This is a genomic window from Kocuria sp. UCD-OTCP (genome assembly GCF_000349605.1).
Lineage (GTDB): Bacteria > Actinomycetota > Actinomycetes > Actinomycetales > Micrococcaceae > Kocuria > Kocuria rosea.
This window is the reverse complement of record NZ_AOSQ01000016.1, coordinates 12,532-27,525: the sequence shown is the minus strand read 5'-3', so window position 1 is coordinate 27,525 and position 14,994 is coordinate 12,532. Positions and strand designations below refer to the sequence as shown.

At 72.8% G+C, this 14,994-nt stretch carries 13 protein-coding genes; 8 read left to right on the top strand and 5 right to left on the bottom strand.

From position 1 onward, the window contains the following. The first annotated feature begins 2 nt into the window (after positions 1 to 2). The 8 genes from uvrC to secG all read left to right on the top strand — a co-directional run bounded on the left by uvrC (position 3) and on the right by secG (position 9,160). Entirely contained in the window at positions 3 to 2,051 is a 2,049-nt protein-coding gene (gene uvrC / locus H488_RS24660; protein ID WP_017832810.1) for an excinuclease ABC subunit UvrC, read from the top strand. 273 nt (positions 2,052 to 2,324) lie between these two features. Further along, a complete protein-coding gene (gene rapZ, locus H488_RS24655) occupies positions 2,325 to 3,251 on the top strand; it encodes an RNase adapter RapZ (RefSeq protein ID WP_017832809.1) in 927 nt (308 codons plus the stop codon). A 31-nt stretch (positions 3,252 to 3,282) separates the two neighbouring features. Further along, entirely contained in the window at positions 3,283 to 4,362 is a 1,080-nt protein-coding gene (locus H488_RS24650) for a gluconeogenesis factor YvcK family protein (protein ID WP_017832808.1), read from the top strand. A 50-nt stretch (positions 4,363 to 4,412) separates the two neighbouring features. After that, positions 4,413 to 5,393 carry a DNA-binding protein WhiA gene (whiA, locus tag H488_RS24645; RefSeq protein WP_031282663.1) on the top strand — a complete coding sequence of 327 codons (981 nt, stop codon included), beginning with the start codon at positions 4,413 to 4,415 and terminating at the stop codon, positions 5,391 to 5,393. 230 nt (positions 5,394 to 5,623) lie between these two features. Beyond that, the gene (gene gap / locus H488_RS24640) at positions 5,624 to 6,628 is read left to right on the top strand and encodes a type I glyceraldehyde-3-phosphate dehydrogenase (RefSeq protein WP_031282661.1); all 1,005 of its coding nucleotides are present in this window, start codon (positions 5,624 to 5,626) and stop codon (positions 6,626 to 6,628) included. 40 nt (positions 6,629 to 6,668) lie between these two features. Continuing rightward, positions 6,669 to 7,892: a phosphoglycerate kinase gene (locus H488_RS24635; RefSeq protein WP_017832805.1), complete on the top strand. Its 1,224-nt coding sequence runs from the start codon at positions 6,669 to 6,671 to the stop codon at positions 7,890 to 7,892. Positions 7,893 to 8,019: 127 nt separating this feature from the next. Next, on the top strand, positions 8,020 to 8,835 hold the full coding sequence (gene tpiA, locus H488_RS24630; protein ID WP_017832804.1) for a triose-phosphate isomerase: 816 nt from the start codon (positions 8,020 to 8,022) through the stop codon (positions 8,833 to 8,835). A gap of 70 nt (positions 8,836 to 8,905) precedes the next feature. Beyond that, positions 8,906 to 9,160 (top strand): preprotein translocase subunit SecG, encoded by a 255-nt coding sequence (gene secG / locus H488_RS24625; RefSeq protein WP_017832803.1) that lies wholly within the window; start codon positions 8,906 to 8,908, stop codon positions 9,158 to 9,160. 135 nt (positions 9,161 to 9,295) lie between these two features. Here the strand turns inward: secG and H488_RS24620 are convergent, their stop codons facing one another. From H488_RS24620 to zwf, 5 genes are all read right to left on the bottom strand, one after another. Beyond that, a complete protein-coding gene (locus H488_RS24620) occupies positions 9,296 to 10,159 on the bottom strand; it encodes a hypothetical protein (protein WP_017832802.1) in 864 nt (287 codons plus the stop codon). A gap of 34 nt (positions 10,160 to 10,193) precedes the next feature. After that, entirely contained in the window at positions 10,194 to 10,802 is a 609-nt protein-coding gene (locus H488_RS37115) for a hypothetical protein (protein ID WP_150110325.1), read from the bottom strand. A 661-nt stretch (positions 10,803 to 11,463) separates the two neighbouring features. Next, the gene (gene pgl, locus H488_RS24610) at positions 11,464 to 12,213 is read right to left on the bottom strand and encodes a 6-phosphogluconolactonase (RefSeq protein WP_017832801.1); all 750 of its coding nucleotides are present in this window, start codon (positions 12,211 to 12,213) and stop codon (positions 11,464 to 11,466) included. Further along, positions 12,210 to 13,343: a glucose-6-phosphate dehydrogenase assembly protein OpcA gene (locus H488_RS24605; RefSeq protein ID WP_017832800.1), complete on the bottom strand. Its 1,134-nt coding sequence runs from the start codon at positions 13,341 to 13,343 to the stop codon at positions 12,210 to 12,212. The genes pgl and H488_RS24605 overlap by 4 nt, the downstream gene beginning before the upstream one ends. Then, positions 13,340 to 14,851 (bottom strand): glucose-6-phosphate dehydrogenase, encoded by a 1,512-nt coding sequence (gene zwf / locus H488_RS24600; protein ID WP_017832799.1) that lies wholly within the window; start codon positions 14,849 to 14,851, stop codon positions 13,340 to 13,342. Before zwf ends, H488_RS24605 begins: the two co-directional genes overlap by 4 nt. Positions 14,852 to 14,994 lie beyond the last annotated feature (143 nt).

Sequence of the window (14,994 nt, the reverse complement as noted above, 5' to 3'; positions counted from 1 at the left end):
CCGTGGCCGATCCGGAGAGCTACCGCCCCGCCCGCCAGGACATCCCGACCGCCCCGGGGGTCTACCGCTTCCGCGACGAGTACGGGCGCGTGGTCTACGTGGGCAAGGCCAAGAACCTGCGCAACCGGCTGAGCTCCTACTTCGCGCCCCCGCACGCCCTGAGCCCCAAGACCCGCGCCATGGTCACCACCGCGGCCGGGGTCGAGTGGACCGTGGTGGGCAGCGAGCTGGAGTCCCTGCAGCTCGAGTACACGTGGATCAAGGAGTTCAAGCCCCGGTTCAACATCGCCTACCGGGACGACAAGTCCTACCCCTACCTCGCCGTCACGATGGCCGAGTCCGTGCCGCGGGCCCAGGTGGTCCGGGGGGAGAAGAAGAAGGGCAACCGCTACTTCGGCCCCTACTCCCAGGCCTGGGCGATCCGCGAGACCCTCGACGCCCTGCTGCGGGTCTTCCCCGTGCGCACCTGCTCCAAGGGCGTCTACCGGCGCGCCGAGCAGTCCGGGCGCCCGTGCCTGCTGGGCTACATCGACAAGTGCTCCGCCCCCTGCGTGGGGCGGATCTCCGAGGAGGACCACTACGCCCTCGCGGAGGACCTGTGCCGGTTCATGGCCGGGCACGCGACCCCGTTCATCAAGGAGCTGCAGCGGCAGATGCAGGAGGCCGCCGCGGCCATGGACTTCGAGACCGCCGCCGCGCGCCGGGACGACATCGCCGCCCTGGAGAAGGCCTTCGAGCGCAACGCCGTGGTGCTCTCCGACAGCACCGATGCCGACTTCTTCGCGCTCGCCGAGGACGAGCTGGAGGCCGCCGTCCAGGTCTTCCACGTCCGGGGCGGCCGGATCCGCGGCCAGCGCGGCTGGGTCACCGAGAAGGTCGAGGAGGCCGACGGCGGACGCCTGCTGGAGCAGCTGCTCGAGCAGGTCTACGGCGACACCGCCGCGGACGCCGCCGAGAGCGCCCACGCCGCCGCGTCCCCGTCCCCGGGCGGGTCCAAGCACCGGCCCTCCGCGGAGCTCGCCTACCGGGAGGACGCCATCCCGCGCACCGTGCTGCTCTCCGAGCCCGCCGACAGCACCGACCGGCTCGAGGAGTGGCTCTCGGGGCTGCGCGGATCGCGCGTGACGATCGCCGTGCCGCAGCGCGGGGAGAAGGCGCACCTCATGGAGACGGTGCAGGAGAACGCCCGGCAGGCGCTGAAGCTGCACAAGTCCCGGCGGGCGGGCGACATCACGACCCGCTCCGCGTCCCTGCAGGAGCTGCAGGAGGCCCTCGACATCCCCGTGCCGCTGATGCGCATCGAGTGCTACGACATCTCGCACGTGCAGGGGACCAACGTCGTCGCCTCCATGGTCGTCTTCGAGGACGGGCTGCCCAAGAAGTCGGACTACCGGAAGTTCTCGGTCACCGGCGAGGCCGCCCGGGACGACACCGCGTCCATGCACGACGTCATCTCCCGGCGCTTCCGCCGCCACCTCGAGGAGCAGGCCGAGCGGGAGGCCGCCGGGCCGCGCACCGGGCAGGTGGACGCCGGGGCCGAGGCCCCCGAGCGGGCGCGGTTCGCGTATCCGCCCAGCCTGGTGGTGGTCGACGGCGGGCCCCCGCAGGTCGCCGCCGCCGCCCGGGCGCTGCGCGAGCTCGGGATCGACGACGTCCACGTGGTCGGCCTGGCCAAGCGGCTCGAGGAGGTCTGGGTGCCGGACGACGAGTTCCCCGTGATCCTGCCGCGCGCGAGCCAGGGCCTCTACCTCCTCCAGCGGATCCGCGACGAGGCCCACCGCTTCGCCATCACCTTCCACCGCAAGAAGCGCTCCTCCGCCATGACGGTCTCCGTGCTCGACGAGCTGCCCGGGGTGGGCCCCGCCAAGCAGAAGGCCCTGCTCAAGCACTTCGGCTCCGTCAAGAAGCTCCGGGCGGCCCGGGTCGAGGAGCTGGAGCAGGTCCCCGGCTTCGGACGGACCCTCGCCGAGAAGGTGGCCGCCGCGCTGCAGGCCTCCGACGACACCACCGCCCCGGCGGTCAACATGACCACCGGTGAGGTGCTGTCCTGAGCCCGGGCGCGCCGCCGGGGTCACGGCGGGGCCCCGCCGACTTCGTTAGGCTGGGGCGGGACCACGGGCGCAGGCCACCACGACGGGAGACGGAGCGGACATGAGCGAGCACACCGCCGGAGCGGACGTCGGGACGGCGGACGGGACCGACCACGCGAAACCGACCAGCTCGGAGCTGCTCNGATCGAGAGGTAAAAGTCGTTCGAAAACCGACTTCGTTAGGCTGGGGCGGGACCACGGGCGCAGGCCACCACGACGGGAGACGGAGCGGACATGAGCGAGCACACCGCCGGAGCGGACGTCGGGACGGCGGACGGGACCGACCACGCGAAACCGACCAGCTCGGAGCTGCTCGTCGTGACGGGCATGTCCGGGGCCGGGCGCAGCACGGCCGCCAACGCCCTCGAGGACCTCGGCTGGTACGTGGTCGACAACCTGCCGCCGCAGATGCTGCACACCCTCGCCGACCTCGTCTCCCGGACCCCGCAGGCCCTGCCCAAGCTGGCGGTCGTCATCGACGTGCGCGGCAAGGCCCTGTTCAGCGACATGAAGGAGACCCTGGCCGCCCTCGAGGCGTCCGACGTCGACTTCTCGGTGCTCTTCCTGGACGCCGCCGACGAGGTCCTGGTCTCCCGCTACGAGCACCAGCGCCGGCCCCACCCGCTGCAGGCCGGCGGGCGGATCCTCGACGGGATCCGCGCCGAGCGCGCCCTGCTGACCGACCTGCGGGAGTCGGCCGACGTGGTCCTGGACACCTCCGGGTTCAACGTGCACGCCCTGTCCCGGGCCGTGGCCGACCTGTTCTCCACGAACGGGCCCGTGGTCCTGCGCCTGACCGTGCTCAGCTTCGGCTTCAAGTACGGGGTCCCCGCGGACGCCAACTACGTGGCCGACGTCCGGTTCATCCCCAACCCGCACTGGGTCCCGTCGCTGCGCCCCCGCACCGGCAAGGACGACGAGGTCCGGGACTACGTCTTCCAGGACGACGGCCCCCGGCAGTTCGTGGACCGGTTCGTCGCCATGCTCGAACCCGTCTTCGCGGGATACCGTACGGAGAACAAGCACTACGCCACCATCGCGATCGGCTGCACGGGCGGGAAGCACCGCTCCGTGGCCGTGAGCGAGGAGGTGGCCCGCAGGCTCGCCAAGCTGCCGCTCGTGACGGTCAACATCCAGCACCGGGACATGGGCCGGGAGTGACCGGCTCGCCCTCACCGCGATGGGACCCCCGATGACCCTTCCGCCCACCGGCGCGTTCCCCCGGCTGCCCCTCAGCAGCGGCGCCGATGCCGACCCCCACCACTCGCCCGACCCCTCCGCCCGGCGGCCCGGCGGCGCCAGCCCCTCCGTGGTCGCCCTCGGCGGCGGGCACGGGCTCTCGGCGAACCTCGCCGCGCTGCGCCGGATCACCCCGGTGCTCACGGCGGTCGTGACGGTGGCCGACGACGGCGGCTCTTCCGGCCGGCTGCGCGACGAGCTCGGCGTCCTGCCCCCGGGGGACCTGCGGATGGCGCTCGCCGCGCTGTGCGACGACTCCGAGTGGGGCCGGACGTGGCGCGACGTCATGCAGCACCGGTTCAGCTCCTCGGAGGGGCGTACCACGACCCTCGACAACCACGCGCTGGGCAACCTGCTCATCGTCACGCTGTGGGAGCTGCTGGGGGACCCGGTGGCGGGGCTCGAGTGGGCGGGCGCCCTGCTGGGCGCCCGCGGCCGGGTGCTGCCGATGTCCACGCAGCCGCTGGTCATCGCCGGCGACGTCCCCGGCGCCCTGTCCGGCGGGAGCGCGAGCGGCTGCGCGGGCGAGGCCGGCACGGTCCGCACGATCACCGGGCAGGCGGTCCTGGCGAAGCAGGCCGACGTCTGCAACGTGCGGCTCGTGCCCCCGGACGCCCCGGCCTGCCCGCAGGCGGTCGAGGCGGTCGGGCTCGCCGACTGGGTGATCATGGGGCCGGGCTCGTGGCACACCTCCGTGCTGCCGCACCTGCTGCTGCCCGAACTGCGGCAGGCGATCTGCGGCTCGCCGGCGCGCCGCTGCGTCACCCTGAACCTCTCGCCGGACACCGAGACGCGCGGCAAGACCGCCGCCGACCACCTGCGGGTCCTGCACGACTACTGTCCCGAGCTGACCCTGGACGTGGTCCTCGCCGACCCCTCGGCCACCGAGGACGGCGCCGACCTCGAGGAGGTCGCCCGCGGCCTGGGCGCCGAGGTCTTCTACGCCGACGTCCGGGCGCACCCCGGCACCGCCGTGCACAACACGCTCCGGCTCGCGGCCGCCTACCAGGAGATCTTCGAGCGCCACCGCTGAGCCTGCCGCCCCACCCCCACACACCCCAGCATCCCCAGGAAAGGAACCGCGTGGCCCTGACGTCATCGGTGAAGGAAGAACTGTCCCGCCTCGAGATCAAGAGGTCCTCGGAGCGCCGCGCCGAGCTCTCCGCCCTGCTGCGCTTCGCGGGCGGGCTCCACATCGTCTCGGGACGCATCGTCGTCGAGGCGGAGGTGGACCTCGGCGCCACCGCGCGCCGGGTGCGCCGCGCCGTCCACGAGGTCTTCGGCCACGACAGCGAGATCGTGGTCGTCTCCGGCGGGGGACTGCGGCGCGGGAGCTCCTACGTGGTGCGCGTCGTCGAGGACGGCGAGGCCCTCGCCCGCCAGACGGGACTGCTCGACTCGCGCGGGCGCCCCGTGCGCGGGCTCCCGCCCGCCGTGGTCAACGGGGCCGTGGCCGACGCCGAGGCGGTGCTGCGCGGGGCCTTCCTGGCCCACGGCTCCCTCACGGAGCCCGGCCGCTCCGCCGCGATGGAGTTCACCTGCCCCGGCCCGGAGGCCGCCCTCGCGCTCGTGGGCGCGGCCCGCCGGCTCGGCGTCCTCGCGAAGGCCCGCGAGGTGCGCGGCGTGGACCGGGTGGTCGTGCGGGACGGGGACGCGATCGCCGCGCTGCTCACCCGGATGGGCGCCCACCAGACGCTCCTCCAGTGGGAGGACCGGCGGATGCGCAAGGAGGTGCGCGCCACCGCCAACCGCCTCGCCAACTTCGACGACGCCAACCTCCGCCGCTCCGCGCAGGCCGCCGTGGCCGCCGGCGCCCGGGTGGAGCGCGCCCTGGAGATCCTCGGCGACGAGGTCCCGGAGCACCTGCGGCAGGCGGGGGAGCTGCGCCTGTCCAACAAGCAGGCCAGCCTCGACGAGCTGGGCCGGCTCGCCGACCCCCCGCTCACCAAGGACGCCGTGGCGGGCCGGATCCGCCGGCTGCTGGCCATGGCGGACCGCCGGGCGGAGGAGCTGAACCTCCCGGGCACCGACGCCGGTGTCGCCGCGGAGGCCCTGCCCTCCTGAGCGGGGCGCGCCGGCGCCGCTGCGCCGGCGCGGTCACTCCGGGGCCGCGCCGGGAGAGGGCTTTGGTCCCGCGTGGGTTTCCGAGGGTCCGCATCCCTCGATGTGGGATTGTATGGGTTTGGCGATGAATACCGGGTGAATCTTTCACGACCCCAAGACATCCCAGGGATAACCACGTAGAATGGGACCTGGTTCAACGATCCAGACCCCGACCAACACAGGAGTACCCAGTGACCATTCGAGTGGGCATCAACGGTTTCGGACGCATCGGACGCAACTTCCTCCGCGCGGCGCGCGAGCAGGGCGAGAACATCGAGGTCGTGGCCGTGAACGACCTCACGGACCCGGAGGCCCTGGTCCACCTCTTCAAGTACGACTCCATCATGGGCCGGTTCCCCGGCGAGGTGACGCTCAACGGCGACACCATGAGCGTCGACGGCCACGAGGTCAAGTTCCTCGCCGAGCCCGACCCCGCCAAGCTGCCCTGGGGCGAGCTCGGCGTGGACGTCGTCGTCGAGTCGACCGGCCGCTTCACCAACGGCTCCAAGGCCAAGGCCCACCTGGACGGCGGCGCCAAGAAGGTCGTCCTGTCCGCCCCGGGCAAGGAGATCGACGGCACGTTCGTGCCCGGCGTCAACCTCGACACCTACGACGCCGCGTCGATGAACATCGTCTCCGCGGCCTCCTGCACCACGAACTGCCTCGCGCCCATGGCGAAGGTCCTCAACGACGCGTTCGGCATCGAGCGGGGTCTGATGACCACCATCCACGCCTACACCGCGGACCAGAACCTGCAGGACGGCCCGCACAGCGACCTGCGCCGCGCCCGCGCCGCCGCCCTCAACATGGTGCCCACCACCACCGGCGCGGCCGCCGCCGTGGGCCTCGTGCTGCCCGAGCTCAAGGGCAAGCTGGACGGTTTCGCCGTGCGCGTGCCCGTGCCCACCGGCTCCGTCGTGGACCTCACCTTCGACGCCCAGAAGGAGGTCACCGTCGAGTCGGTCAACGCCGCCATGAAGGAGGCCGCCGAGGGCCCCATGAAGGGCATCGTCAAGTACACCGAGGACCCCATCGTCTCCTCGGACATCCAGGGCGACAGCATCTCCACGATCTTCGACGCCCCGCTGACGAAGGTCATCGGCAACCAGGTCAAGGTCATCGCCTGGTACGACAACGAGTGGGGCTACACCTCCCGCCTCGTCAACGTCGTCTCCCACGTCGGCGCGCAGCTCTGAGCCCGTCGCCGCGCGACGCCGCCGGGGTAGGGTGAGTGGCATGGCTCATGCACTTGACGAACTGATCGCCGACGGCGTCGCCGGGCGCCGCGTCCTGGTCCGCTCCGACCTCAACGTCCCCCTGGACGGCTCCACCGTGACCGACGACGGGCGCGTCCGCGCGTCCCTGCCGGTCCTGAAGAAGCTGGCCGACGCCGGGGCCCGCGTCATCGTGATGGCGCACCTGGGCCGGCCCAAGGGGCAGGTCGACCCGAAGTACTCGATCGCGCCCGCCGCGCGGAAGCTGGCCGAGCTGGCCGACTTCCCCGTGGCGGTCGCCTCCGACGTCGTCGGGGAGGACGCCCGGGCCAAGGCCGAGGCCCTCGCCGACGGCGAGGTGCTCGTGATCGAGAACGTCCGCTTCGACCCCCGCGAGACCTCGAAGGACGACGCCGAGCGCGGCGCCTTCGCGGACGAGCTCGCCGCCCTGACGGGCGAGAACGGGGCCTACGTGGACGACGCCTTCGGCGCGGTGCACCGCAAGCACGCCTCCGTGTTCGACATCGCCCACCGGCTCCCGGCCTACCTGGGCGATCTCGTCAAGCGGGAGCTGGACGTGCTCACCAAGGTGGTCTCCGCCCCCGAGCGCCCCTTCGTGGTGGTCATGGGCGGGTCCAAGGTCTCCGACAAGCTCGCCGTGATCGAGAACCTCATCGGCAAGGCCGACTCGCTGCTCATCGGCGGCGGCATGGTCTTCACGTTCCTCGCCGCCCAGGGGCACTCAGTGGGCGGCTCCCTCCTGGAGCAGGACCAGATCGGGACGGTCAAGGACTACCTCGAGAAGGCCTCCGCGGCCGGCACCGAGATCGTCCTCCCCGTGGACATCGTCTACGCGGCGGAGTTCGCCGCGGACGCCGCGCACGAGGTGCGCCCGGTCGACGCCATCGAGGACGGCGAGATCGGCTCCACCGGTCTCGGCCTGGACATCGGCCCCGAGTCCGCGAAGCTGTTCGCCGAACGGATCCGCGGCGCGAAGACCGTGTTCTGGAACGGCCCCGCGGGCGTGTTCGAGATGGAGGCCTTCGCCGGGGGCACCCGGGCGGTCGCCGAGGCCGTGGTGGCCTCGGACGCGATGAGCGTCATCGGCGGCGGCGACTCCGCCTCGGCCGTGCGCAACCTCGGGTTCTCCGACGACCAGTTCGGGCACATCTCCACCGGTGGCGGCGCCTCCCTCGAGTTCATCGAGGGCAAGGAGCTCCCCGGGGTCGTGGCCCTGGGCGCCTGACCCGCACGCTCCCCGCCACGGCGCCGGGGGCGCCCCGGGGCCGCACGGCCCGGGGCGCCCCTGCCGCCCAGCGCACCACTGCCGAACCGCACGACGAGCGGCGCACCCGCCGCGGACAGGAGTCCCCATGACCTCGCAGACCAACGGTCAGTTCGACCGCACGCCGCTGATCGCCGGCAACTGGAAGATGAACATGGACCACGCCCAGGCGATCACCCTGCTGCAGAAGCTGGCGTGGACCCTGGACGACGCCAAGCACGACTACTCCCGCGCCGAGGTGGCCGTCTTCCCGCCGTTCACCGACCTCCGCTCCGTCCAGAGCCTCGTGGACGGTGACGACCTGCGCGTCGTCTACGGCGCCCAGGACCTCTCCGACCAGGACTCCGGCGCCTACACCGGCGACATCTCCGGCCAGTTCCTGGCCAAGCTCGGCTGCACCTACGTGCTCGTGGGCCACTCCGAGCGCCGCACGATCCACGGCGAGTCCGACGAGCTGTGCAACGCCAAGATCGCCGCCGCCCACCGCCACGGCCTGGTCCCGGTGCTGTGCGTCGGCGAGGGCCTCGAGGTCCGGCAGGCCGGCGAGCACGTCGCCTTCACGCTCGAGCAGCTGCGCGGCTCCATCGCCGGCCTCGAGGCGGACCGGGTGGCCGAGCTCGTGGTGGCCTACGAGCCCGTCTGGGCGATCGGCACCGGCGAGGTCGCCGGTCCCGAGGACGCCCAGGAGATGGCCGCCGCCATCCGCGCCGAGCTGGCCGGGCTCTACGACGACGGGACCGCCGCGAAGACCCGCATCCTCTACGGCGGTTCCGCGAAGGCTGCCAACGCCGGCTCGATCCTCAAGGGCAAGGACGTGGACGGCGTCCTCGTCGGCGGCGCCAGCCTCGACGCCGAGGAGTTTGCTAGCATTGCCAGGTTCGAGCAGCACCTCGTGACCGACTGATCACGACCCCCTGACCGTCCGCGCCCGCCGGGCGCGGCTGCTCGACGGACACCCCCGAGGGAAGGCCCCAGTGGAAATTCTGCAGAACGTGCTCCTGGCGATCATCGTGCTCGCGAGCCTCCTGGCCGTTCTCCTCGTCCTGCTCAACAAGGGCAAGGGCGGGGGCCTCTCCGACATGTTCGGCGGCGGCATGACCCAGTCCCTCAACACCTCGGGCGTGGCGCAGAAGAACCTGGTCCGCCTCACCACCACCACGGCCGTGGTCTGGGCCCTGTCCATCGCGGCCTACGCGCTGACCATGCGCTTCGCCGAAGTGGCCGTCTGAGCCGACGGCTGGTCGAACGACCCCCGGCCTCCCCGGCCGACCACGGAAGTCCGTGCTCGGCCGGGGAAGCCGGGGGTCGTCCGCGCTGAGGGGCCGCCGCATGCGCCCGGCGACGTGCGGTCCCCGCGCCCCGGATCAGCGCCCGTACTGGACCCGCAACGAGGCGTCGTCGGGTAGCACCACCACCGTTCCCTCCTCGACGGACCACCCCTCGTGGAGGAAGAAGTACCGTTCCCCGCTGACGGTGAGCAGGCGCAGCCCGTCGTAGCGGTACAGCGGGGCCTCGGCCGTGCCCAGCTCGTGCGTCGTGACCCCCAGGACGTCGAGGCCCAGTGGTTCCTGGCTGTAGACCTGCGCCCGGGGCAGCCACGGCAGGTTCACCTCGAGATCCTCCGCGAGCCCCCGTCCACGGGCCTCCGCGAAGTTCGAGGTTCCCCAGAAGAGCAGCAGCGCTACGAGGACCAGGAGCAGCGTCGCCTCGACGGCCTGCTGCTCGGCGGGCCGTCGAGGGCCCTCCACGGCAGCGGCACAGCGGCGGATGCGGACGGCCCACGCGGCCACGAGCACGCCGGCGGTGACGAGGTACGGGGCGTACAGGGGGCTGTAGACGCGTTCGGCGAACAGCAGGACGACCATGAGGCCGATCAGGGCCCCTGCACCGAGCAGAGCCGCCCGCGGCAGTGCGGTCGCCCACCTGCCGGCCGCTCCCCGGTCGATGCGTCTCCGCAGCAGCCGGTCCAGCCAGACCCACAGCATCGCCAGCGCGATCAGCAGCAGCAGCGGCAGGTACAGCGCGCTGATGCTCAGCAGCGCGAAGTCCCGCGTGGTGTAGCCGAACAGGTTGACATGCAGTCCCATCCACTCGGCCTGCGCCTTCGCGCGAGCCCAGCCGAAGTAGAACACCAGGGCCGTGACCACGGTGGCCGGCGGCCCGATGACCGACACGTAGCCCAGGACGTGCGACCACACGGAGCCGGGCGGGGCAGCGGTCTCCGTCATCGTTGCCGCCCGGTACCGCAGCCGCAGCGGCCCGTCAGGAGCCGGGGGCCGGACATGCCGTCGTGCCGGGGGCGTAGTCCAGGGCGACCGTGCTGAGGGCCGGGTCCTCGAGCACGTAGCCGGAGCCCGAGAGGGCCACCGGCAGCGAACCACCCGCCTCCGGGACCGGTGCCGGGGGCGCCACGAAGAACGGTCCGGTCGATGCCCACTGGATCGGCACGGGAGTCGGCCCCACGGTGACGAACTGCACGCTGCCCACGGGCAGTGCCCGGTCCTGCACGTTTCCGCGCAGGTGGACGGGCACGCCTCCGCACGGCGGCACGGGCACGGCGGACTCGCCGGCCTCGTCCGGCGCGCTCGCGAGCCCCGTGATGGACAGGGGGCAGGCGGTGCCCGGCGTGTCGACGAGCACGGGCACGTCCTCGGGGTGGTCCCGGTGGAACTGCACCAGACGCTGCAGCATGGCGACCGCCGCAACGTCGTGACAGCTCTGCGGGAGCGGGGCGGCAGCCAGTGCCGCCGCCCCCTGGGACCAGAGCGCCTCGTCGTTGGTCACGGCCGCCCGGCACAACAGGGAGGCGGCGTCCTGCGCGCTCGCGCCGGCGAGACTGTCGTGGTCGCACGTGCCGGCGCGCAGGGCCACGTACCATCCCGGTTCTCCGGGACCGACGGGTCCGATCGGCAGACCGCCGATCACGGGAGCGACGCGAGGAGGGGCCGGGGTGCTGCCCTCGCCGCCGCTCCCGCCGCCGGGACCCCCACCGCCGTTGCTCCCACCGCCGGGAGCGGCACCGCCGGGAGCGGCACCTTCGGGAGCGGCACCGTCGGGAGCGGCACCGTCGGGAGCGGCACCGTCGGATCGGCCGCGGGCGGAGCCGTCACGCCCGGGCCCGGCGGCGTCCTCGGAGCCGGGCTCGGCACTCGGAAGGTCCGTGGAGCCGTCCGAGGTCCGCGCGGAAAGGTCCGATTCCGGCTCGGTGGTCTGCTCGGCCGCAGGGGATCCGTTCGCCGGCTCGGCGCCGTCGTCGGGCCCGCCCCGGCCGCACGCCGTGAGCACCACGAGGACGCCGGCGGCCAGGACGGTGCCGGCGCGGACGGGACGTGCCGGGAACACGACCTCACCGGCCGTCCGCGCTCGTCCGGATGTCGCCACAGGTACGCAGGATCTCCATGGTCATGGATCCCGTTCTCTTCGCCAGGCGCTCGGGTGCCGACTCTCATCGGTGAGCATGACGGCACAGGCGTCACTACGGCGTGACTACCGTCCGGTCACTCGGGGTGCTTCGCCCCGGCGGCCCGACGCGTCAGCCGTCGAGGGCGTCCTGCGTGACCAGCAGCAGCGTCTCCTCGGTCCCGCGCACCCCGGCCCCGGGCGTGCGTTCGATCGGGGCGCCGCCGCGGACGGCCGCGACCGCCCCTGCCTTGTCCGCCCCGGCCACGAGGAACCAGACCCGCTCCGCGCTGTTGATCATCGGCAGCGTCATGGTCACCCGCTCCGGCGGGGGCTTGGGGGAGTCCCGCACCCCCAGCACGGTGGCGTCCTGCTCGTGCACGTGCGGCAGCCCCGGGAACAGGGAGGCCACGTGGCCGTCGGGGCCCAGGCCCAGCAGCGAGAGGTCGAACCGGGGGAAGGCCTCCGTCCGCTGCTCCGCGTCGGCCGCCGCCGCCAGCTCGCGCCGGTAGTCGAAGGCGGCGTCCTCGGCGGTGGCGAAGTCGTCGGCGCTGCCCATGTAGTGCACCCGGTCCGGGTTCAGGTCCAGGGCCCCGCCCACGGCCTCGACGGCCTGGACGCAGTTGCGATCGGCGCTGTCGCCGGCCACGAAGCGCTCGTCCGACCACCACACGTCGACGCGGGTCCAGTCGACCTCGTCCCGGCGGGCGGAGGCGGCGAGGGCCGCGAGCACCGCGGTGCCCATGCTCCCGCCGGTGAGCACGAGGCTCGCCTCCCCGCGCTCCTCCTGCGCCGCCACGACCACGTCGAGGACCCGGTCCGCGGTGTCCGCGGCGAGCGACTGCTTGTCCGGGTGGGCGACGGTCTCCAGCTCGGCGCTCATGCGCGCTCCTCCCCGGGGGCCAGGACGGACGTCTCGGGTGCCGGGACGGATGCCTCGGCGGCCGGGACCGCACCGGAGTCCGGTTCCGCCGGCTCGTCCGCCGGGGCGTCGTCGGGCGTCGTCCGGTCCCGGTCGGGGAGGCGGCCGCCGTGCTCGGCGAGGAACCGTGCGGCGCCGGGGGTGAGCTCGCCGGCGGTGTCCACGATCTGGGCGATCCGCACGTCCCGCAGGCCGGTCGTGATCACCTCGCCGTAGACCTCGTCGGGGTCCAGGCGCCGGAGCTCCTCGGCGATGCAGGCGTTGAGGTCCCGCACGGGCATGGCGATCTGCTGGTCGGGCTGACCGGGCTGCCGCAGCATCGCCACGGACCGGCCCGGGCGCTCGAGCACGATCTCGCCGTCGTCCCGGACCAGGGTCACCCGGTCGAGGCGGCGGGGCCCGGGGCTGTTGACCAGCGTCACGTCGGCGTCGAGCCGGGTGCCCAGCCACGTGCCGAGCAGCACCACGCTGGGGGAGCGGCCGCATCCCTCCACGACGACCTCGCGCACGGGCGCGGGCTCCGCCTGGTCCAGGACCGCGGCCAGCTGGATCCGCCAGTTGGTCACCCGGGTCCAGGCGAGATCCGTGTCGCCGGGGACGTACCGGGTGCTCAGCTCGGCGAGCGCCTCGTAGGCGTCGTCGCTGCGCGCGGAGTCCGTGATCCGCCGGTGGGCGATCCCGGCGATGGACGAGGTGTGCGGCGAGGGCGGCGGCACCGTGTGCGCCCACCAGGCGACGATCGGGGCGTCCGGCAGCAGCAGCGCCGAGAACAGGGTCTCGGTGGGCTCGGCGAGCTCGCCGTAGCCGTGCAGCACGATGACCTCGGAGGCGCCGGCGTCACCGCCCATGCGCAGCTGGGCGTCGAGCCGGGTGCTCTCCGCCTGGGAGTGCGCCACGTGCACGAGGATCCGGCACGGGTGCTCGTGGCTCGCGAAGTTCGCGGCCTCCAGGGCGGCCTCGGAGTGCCCGGCCTGGGCGAGGATCACGAGCGTGAGGACCCGGCCGAGCGTGACGACGCCGTGCTGGTCCCGCAGCTGGCTCAGCTTCTTGTCGATGGCCGAGGTGGTGGTGTTCTCCATCGAAACGATCACGGTCGCCTCCAGACGCGTCCGTCGCGGGCCAGCAGCTCGTCGGCGGCGGCGGGTCCCCAGGACCCGGGCGCGTAGGGCTCCGGCATGATCTCCTGCTCCGACCAGCACTGCTCGAAGGGGTCGAGGATCCGCCAGGACAGCTCGACCTCCTCGTGGTCGGGGAACAGTGGTGGTTCCCCGAGCAGCAGGTCGAGGATCAGGCGCTCGTAGGCCTCCGGGCTGGACTCGGTGAACGAGTGGCCGTAGCCGAAGTCCATCGTGACGTCCCGGATCTCCGACTGGGTCCCGGGCACCTTGGAGCCCAGCCGGATGGTCACGCCCTCGTCGGGCTGGATCCGGACCACGATGACGTTCTGTCCCAGGTCCTCGTGGCCGTTGTCCCCGAACAGCAGGTTGGGGGAGTTCTTGAACTGCACCGCGATCTCGGTCACCCGCCGGCCCAGGCGCTTGCCGGCGCGCAGGTAGAACGGCACGCCCGCCCACCGGCGGTTGTTGATGTCCACGCGCAGCGCCGCGTAGGTCTCGGTGCGGGAGTCGGCGGGGATGTCCTGCTCCTCGAGGAAGCCCCGCACGCGCTCACCGCCCTGCAGACCGGCCTCGTACTGGCCGAGCGCCGAGTGCGCCGCCCGGTCCTCGGGGACGACGACGGAGGCCAGGACCTTCGCCTTCTCGGCGCGCATGTGGTGGGCCTGGAAGGACAGCGGCTCCTCCATGGCCGTGAGGGCCAGCAGCTGCAGCAGGTGGTTCTGGATGACGTCGCGGGCCGCGCCCACGCCGTCGTAGTAGCCGGCGCGGGAGCCGATGCCGATGTCCTCGGCCATGGTGATCTGCACGTGGTCCACGAACTGCGCGTTCCACAGGGGCTCGAACATCTGGTTCGCGAAGCGCAGCGCCAGGATGTTCTGCACCGTCTCCTTGCCCAGGTAGTGGTCGATGCGGAACACCGAGTCCGCCGGGAACACCCGCTCCACGATGGCGTTGAGCTCCTGCGCGGACTCGAGGTCGTGGCCGAAGGGCTTCTCGATGACCACGCGGCGCCACCCGGAGGCGTTCTCGTGCTGGGCCAGGCCGTGGTCGGCGAGCTGCTGGCAGACCGTCTCGAACGCCTTCGGCGGGATCGAGAGGTAGAACGCGTGGTTGCCGCGCGTCCCCGAGTGCACGTCGAGCTCCTTGAGGGTCGACTTGAGCGCCTCGTAGGCCTTGTCCTCGTCGAACTCCCCGCGCACGAACCGGACGCCGGAGGCGAACTGGCGCCACACGTCCTCCTGGAAGGGGGTGCGGGCGTGCGCCTCGACGGACTCGCGCACCACCTCGCGGAACTGCTCGTGGGACCAGTCGCGGCGGCCGAAGCCGACGAGCGCGAAGGACGGCGGCAGCAGACCCCGGTTGACGAGGTCGTACATCGCCGGCAGCAGCTTCTTCTTCGCGAGGTCTCCCGTCACGCCGAAGAGCACGAGCGCCGACGGGGCGGCGACCCGGACGAGCCGCCTGTCCCTCGGGTCCCGCAAGGGATTGCGGGCGTTGTTGTCTGGCAACGGTACTCCTTCACGTCTCTGCGGGGCCGTGGCACCCACGGGGGCCTGCACGCGCAACGGTCGGCGCGGGAACTCCCGCGCCGACCGTGGCGTGCTCCCATTCTAGGTCAGCGGTC

Excerpts from the sequence above, each read along its gene's own strand:
- rapZ (WP_017832809.1), top strand. The coding sequence starts at position 2,325 with ATGAGCGAGCACACCGCCGGAGCGGACGTCGGGACGGCGGACGGGACC.
- H488_RS24650 (WP_017832808.1), top strand. The coding sequence starts at position 3,283 with ATGACCCTTCCGCCCACCGGCGCGTTCCCCCGGCTGCCCCTCAGCAGC.
- H488_RS24635 (WP_017832805.1), top strand. The coding sequence starts at position 6,669 with ATGGCTCATGCACTTGACGAACTGATCGCCGACGGCGTCGCCGGGCGC.
- tpiA (WP_017832804.1), top strand. The coding sequence starts at position 8,020 with ATGACCTCGCAGACCAACGGTCAGTTCGACCGCACGCCGCTGATCGCC.
- H488_RS24620 (WP_017832802.1), bottom strand. The coding sequence starts at position 10,159 with ATGACGGAGACCGCTGCCCCGCCCGGCTCCGTGTGGTCGCACGTCCTG.
- pgl (WP_017832801.1), bottom strand. The coding sequence starts at position 12,213 with ATGAGCGCCGAGCTGGAGACCGTCGCCCACCCGGACAAGCAGTCGCTC.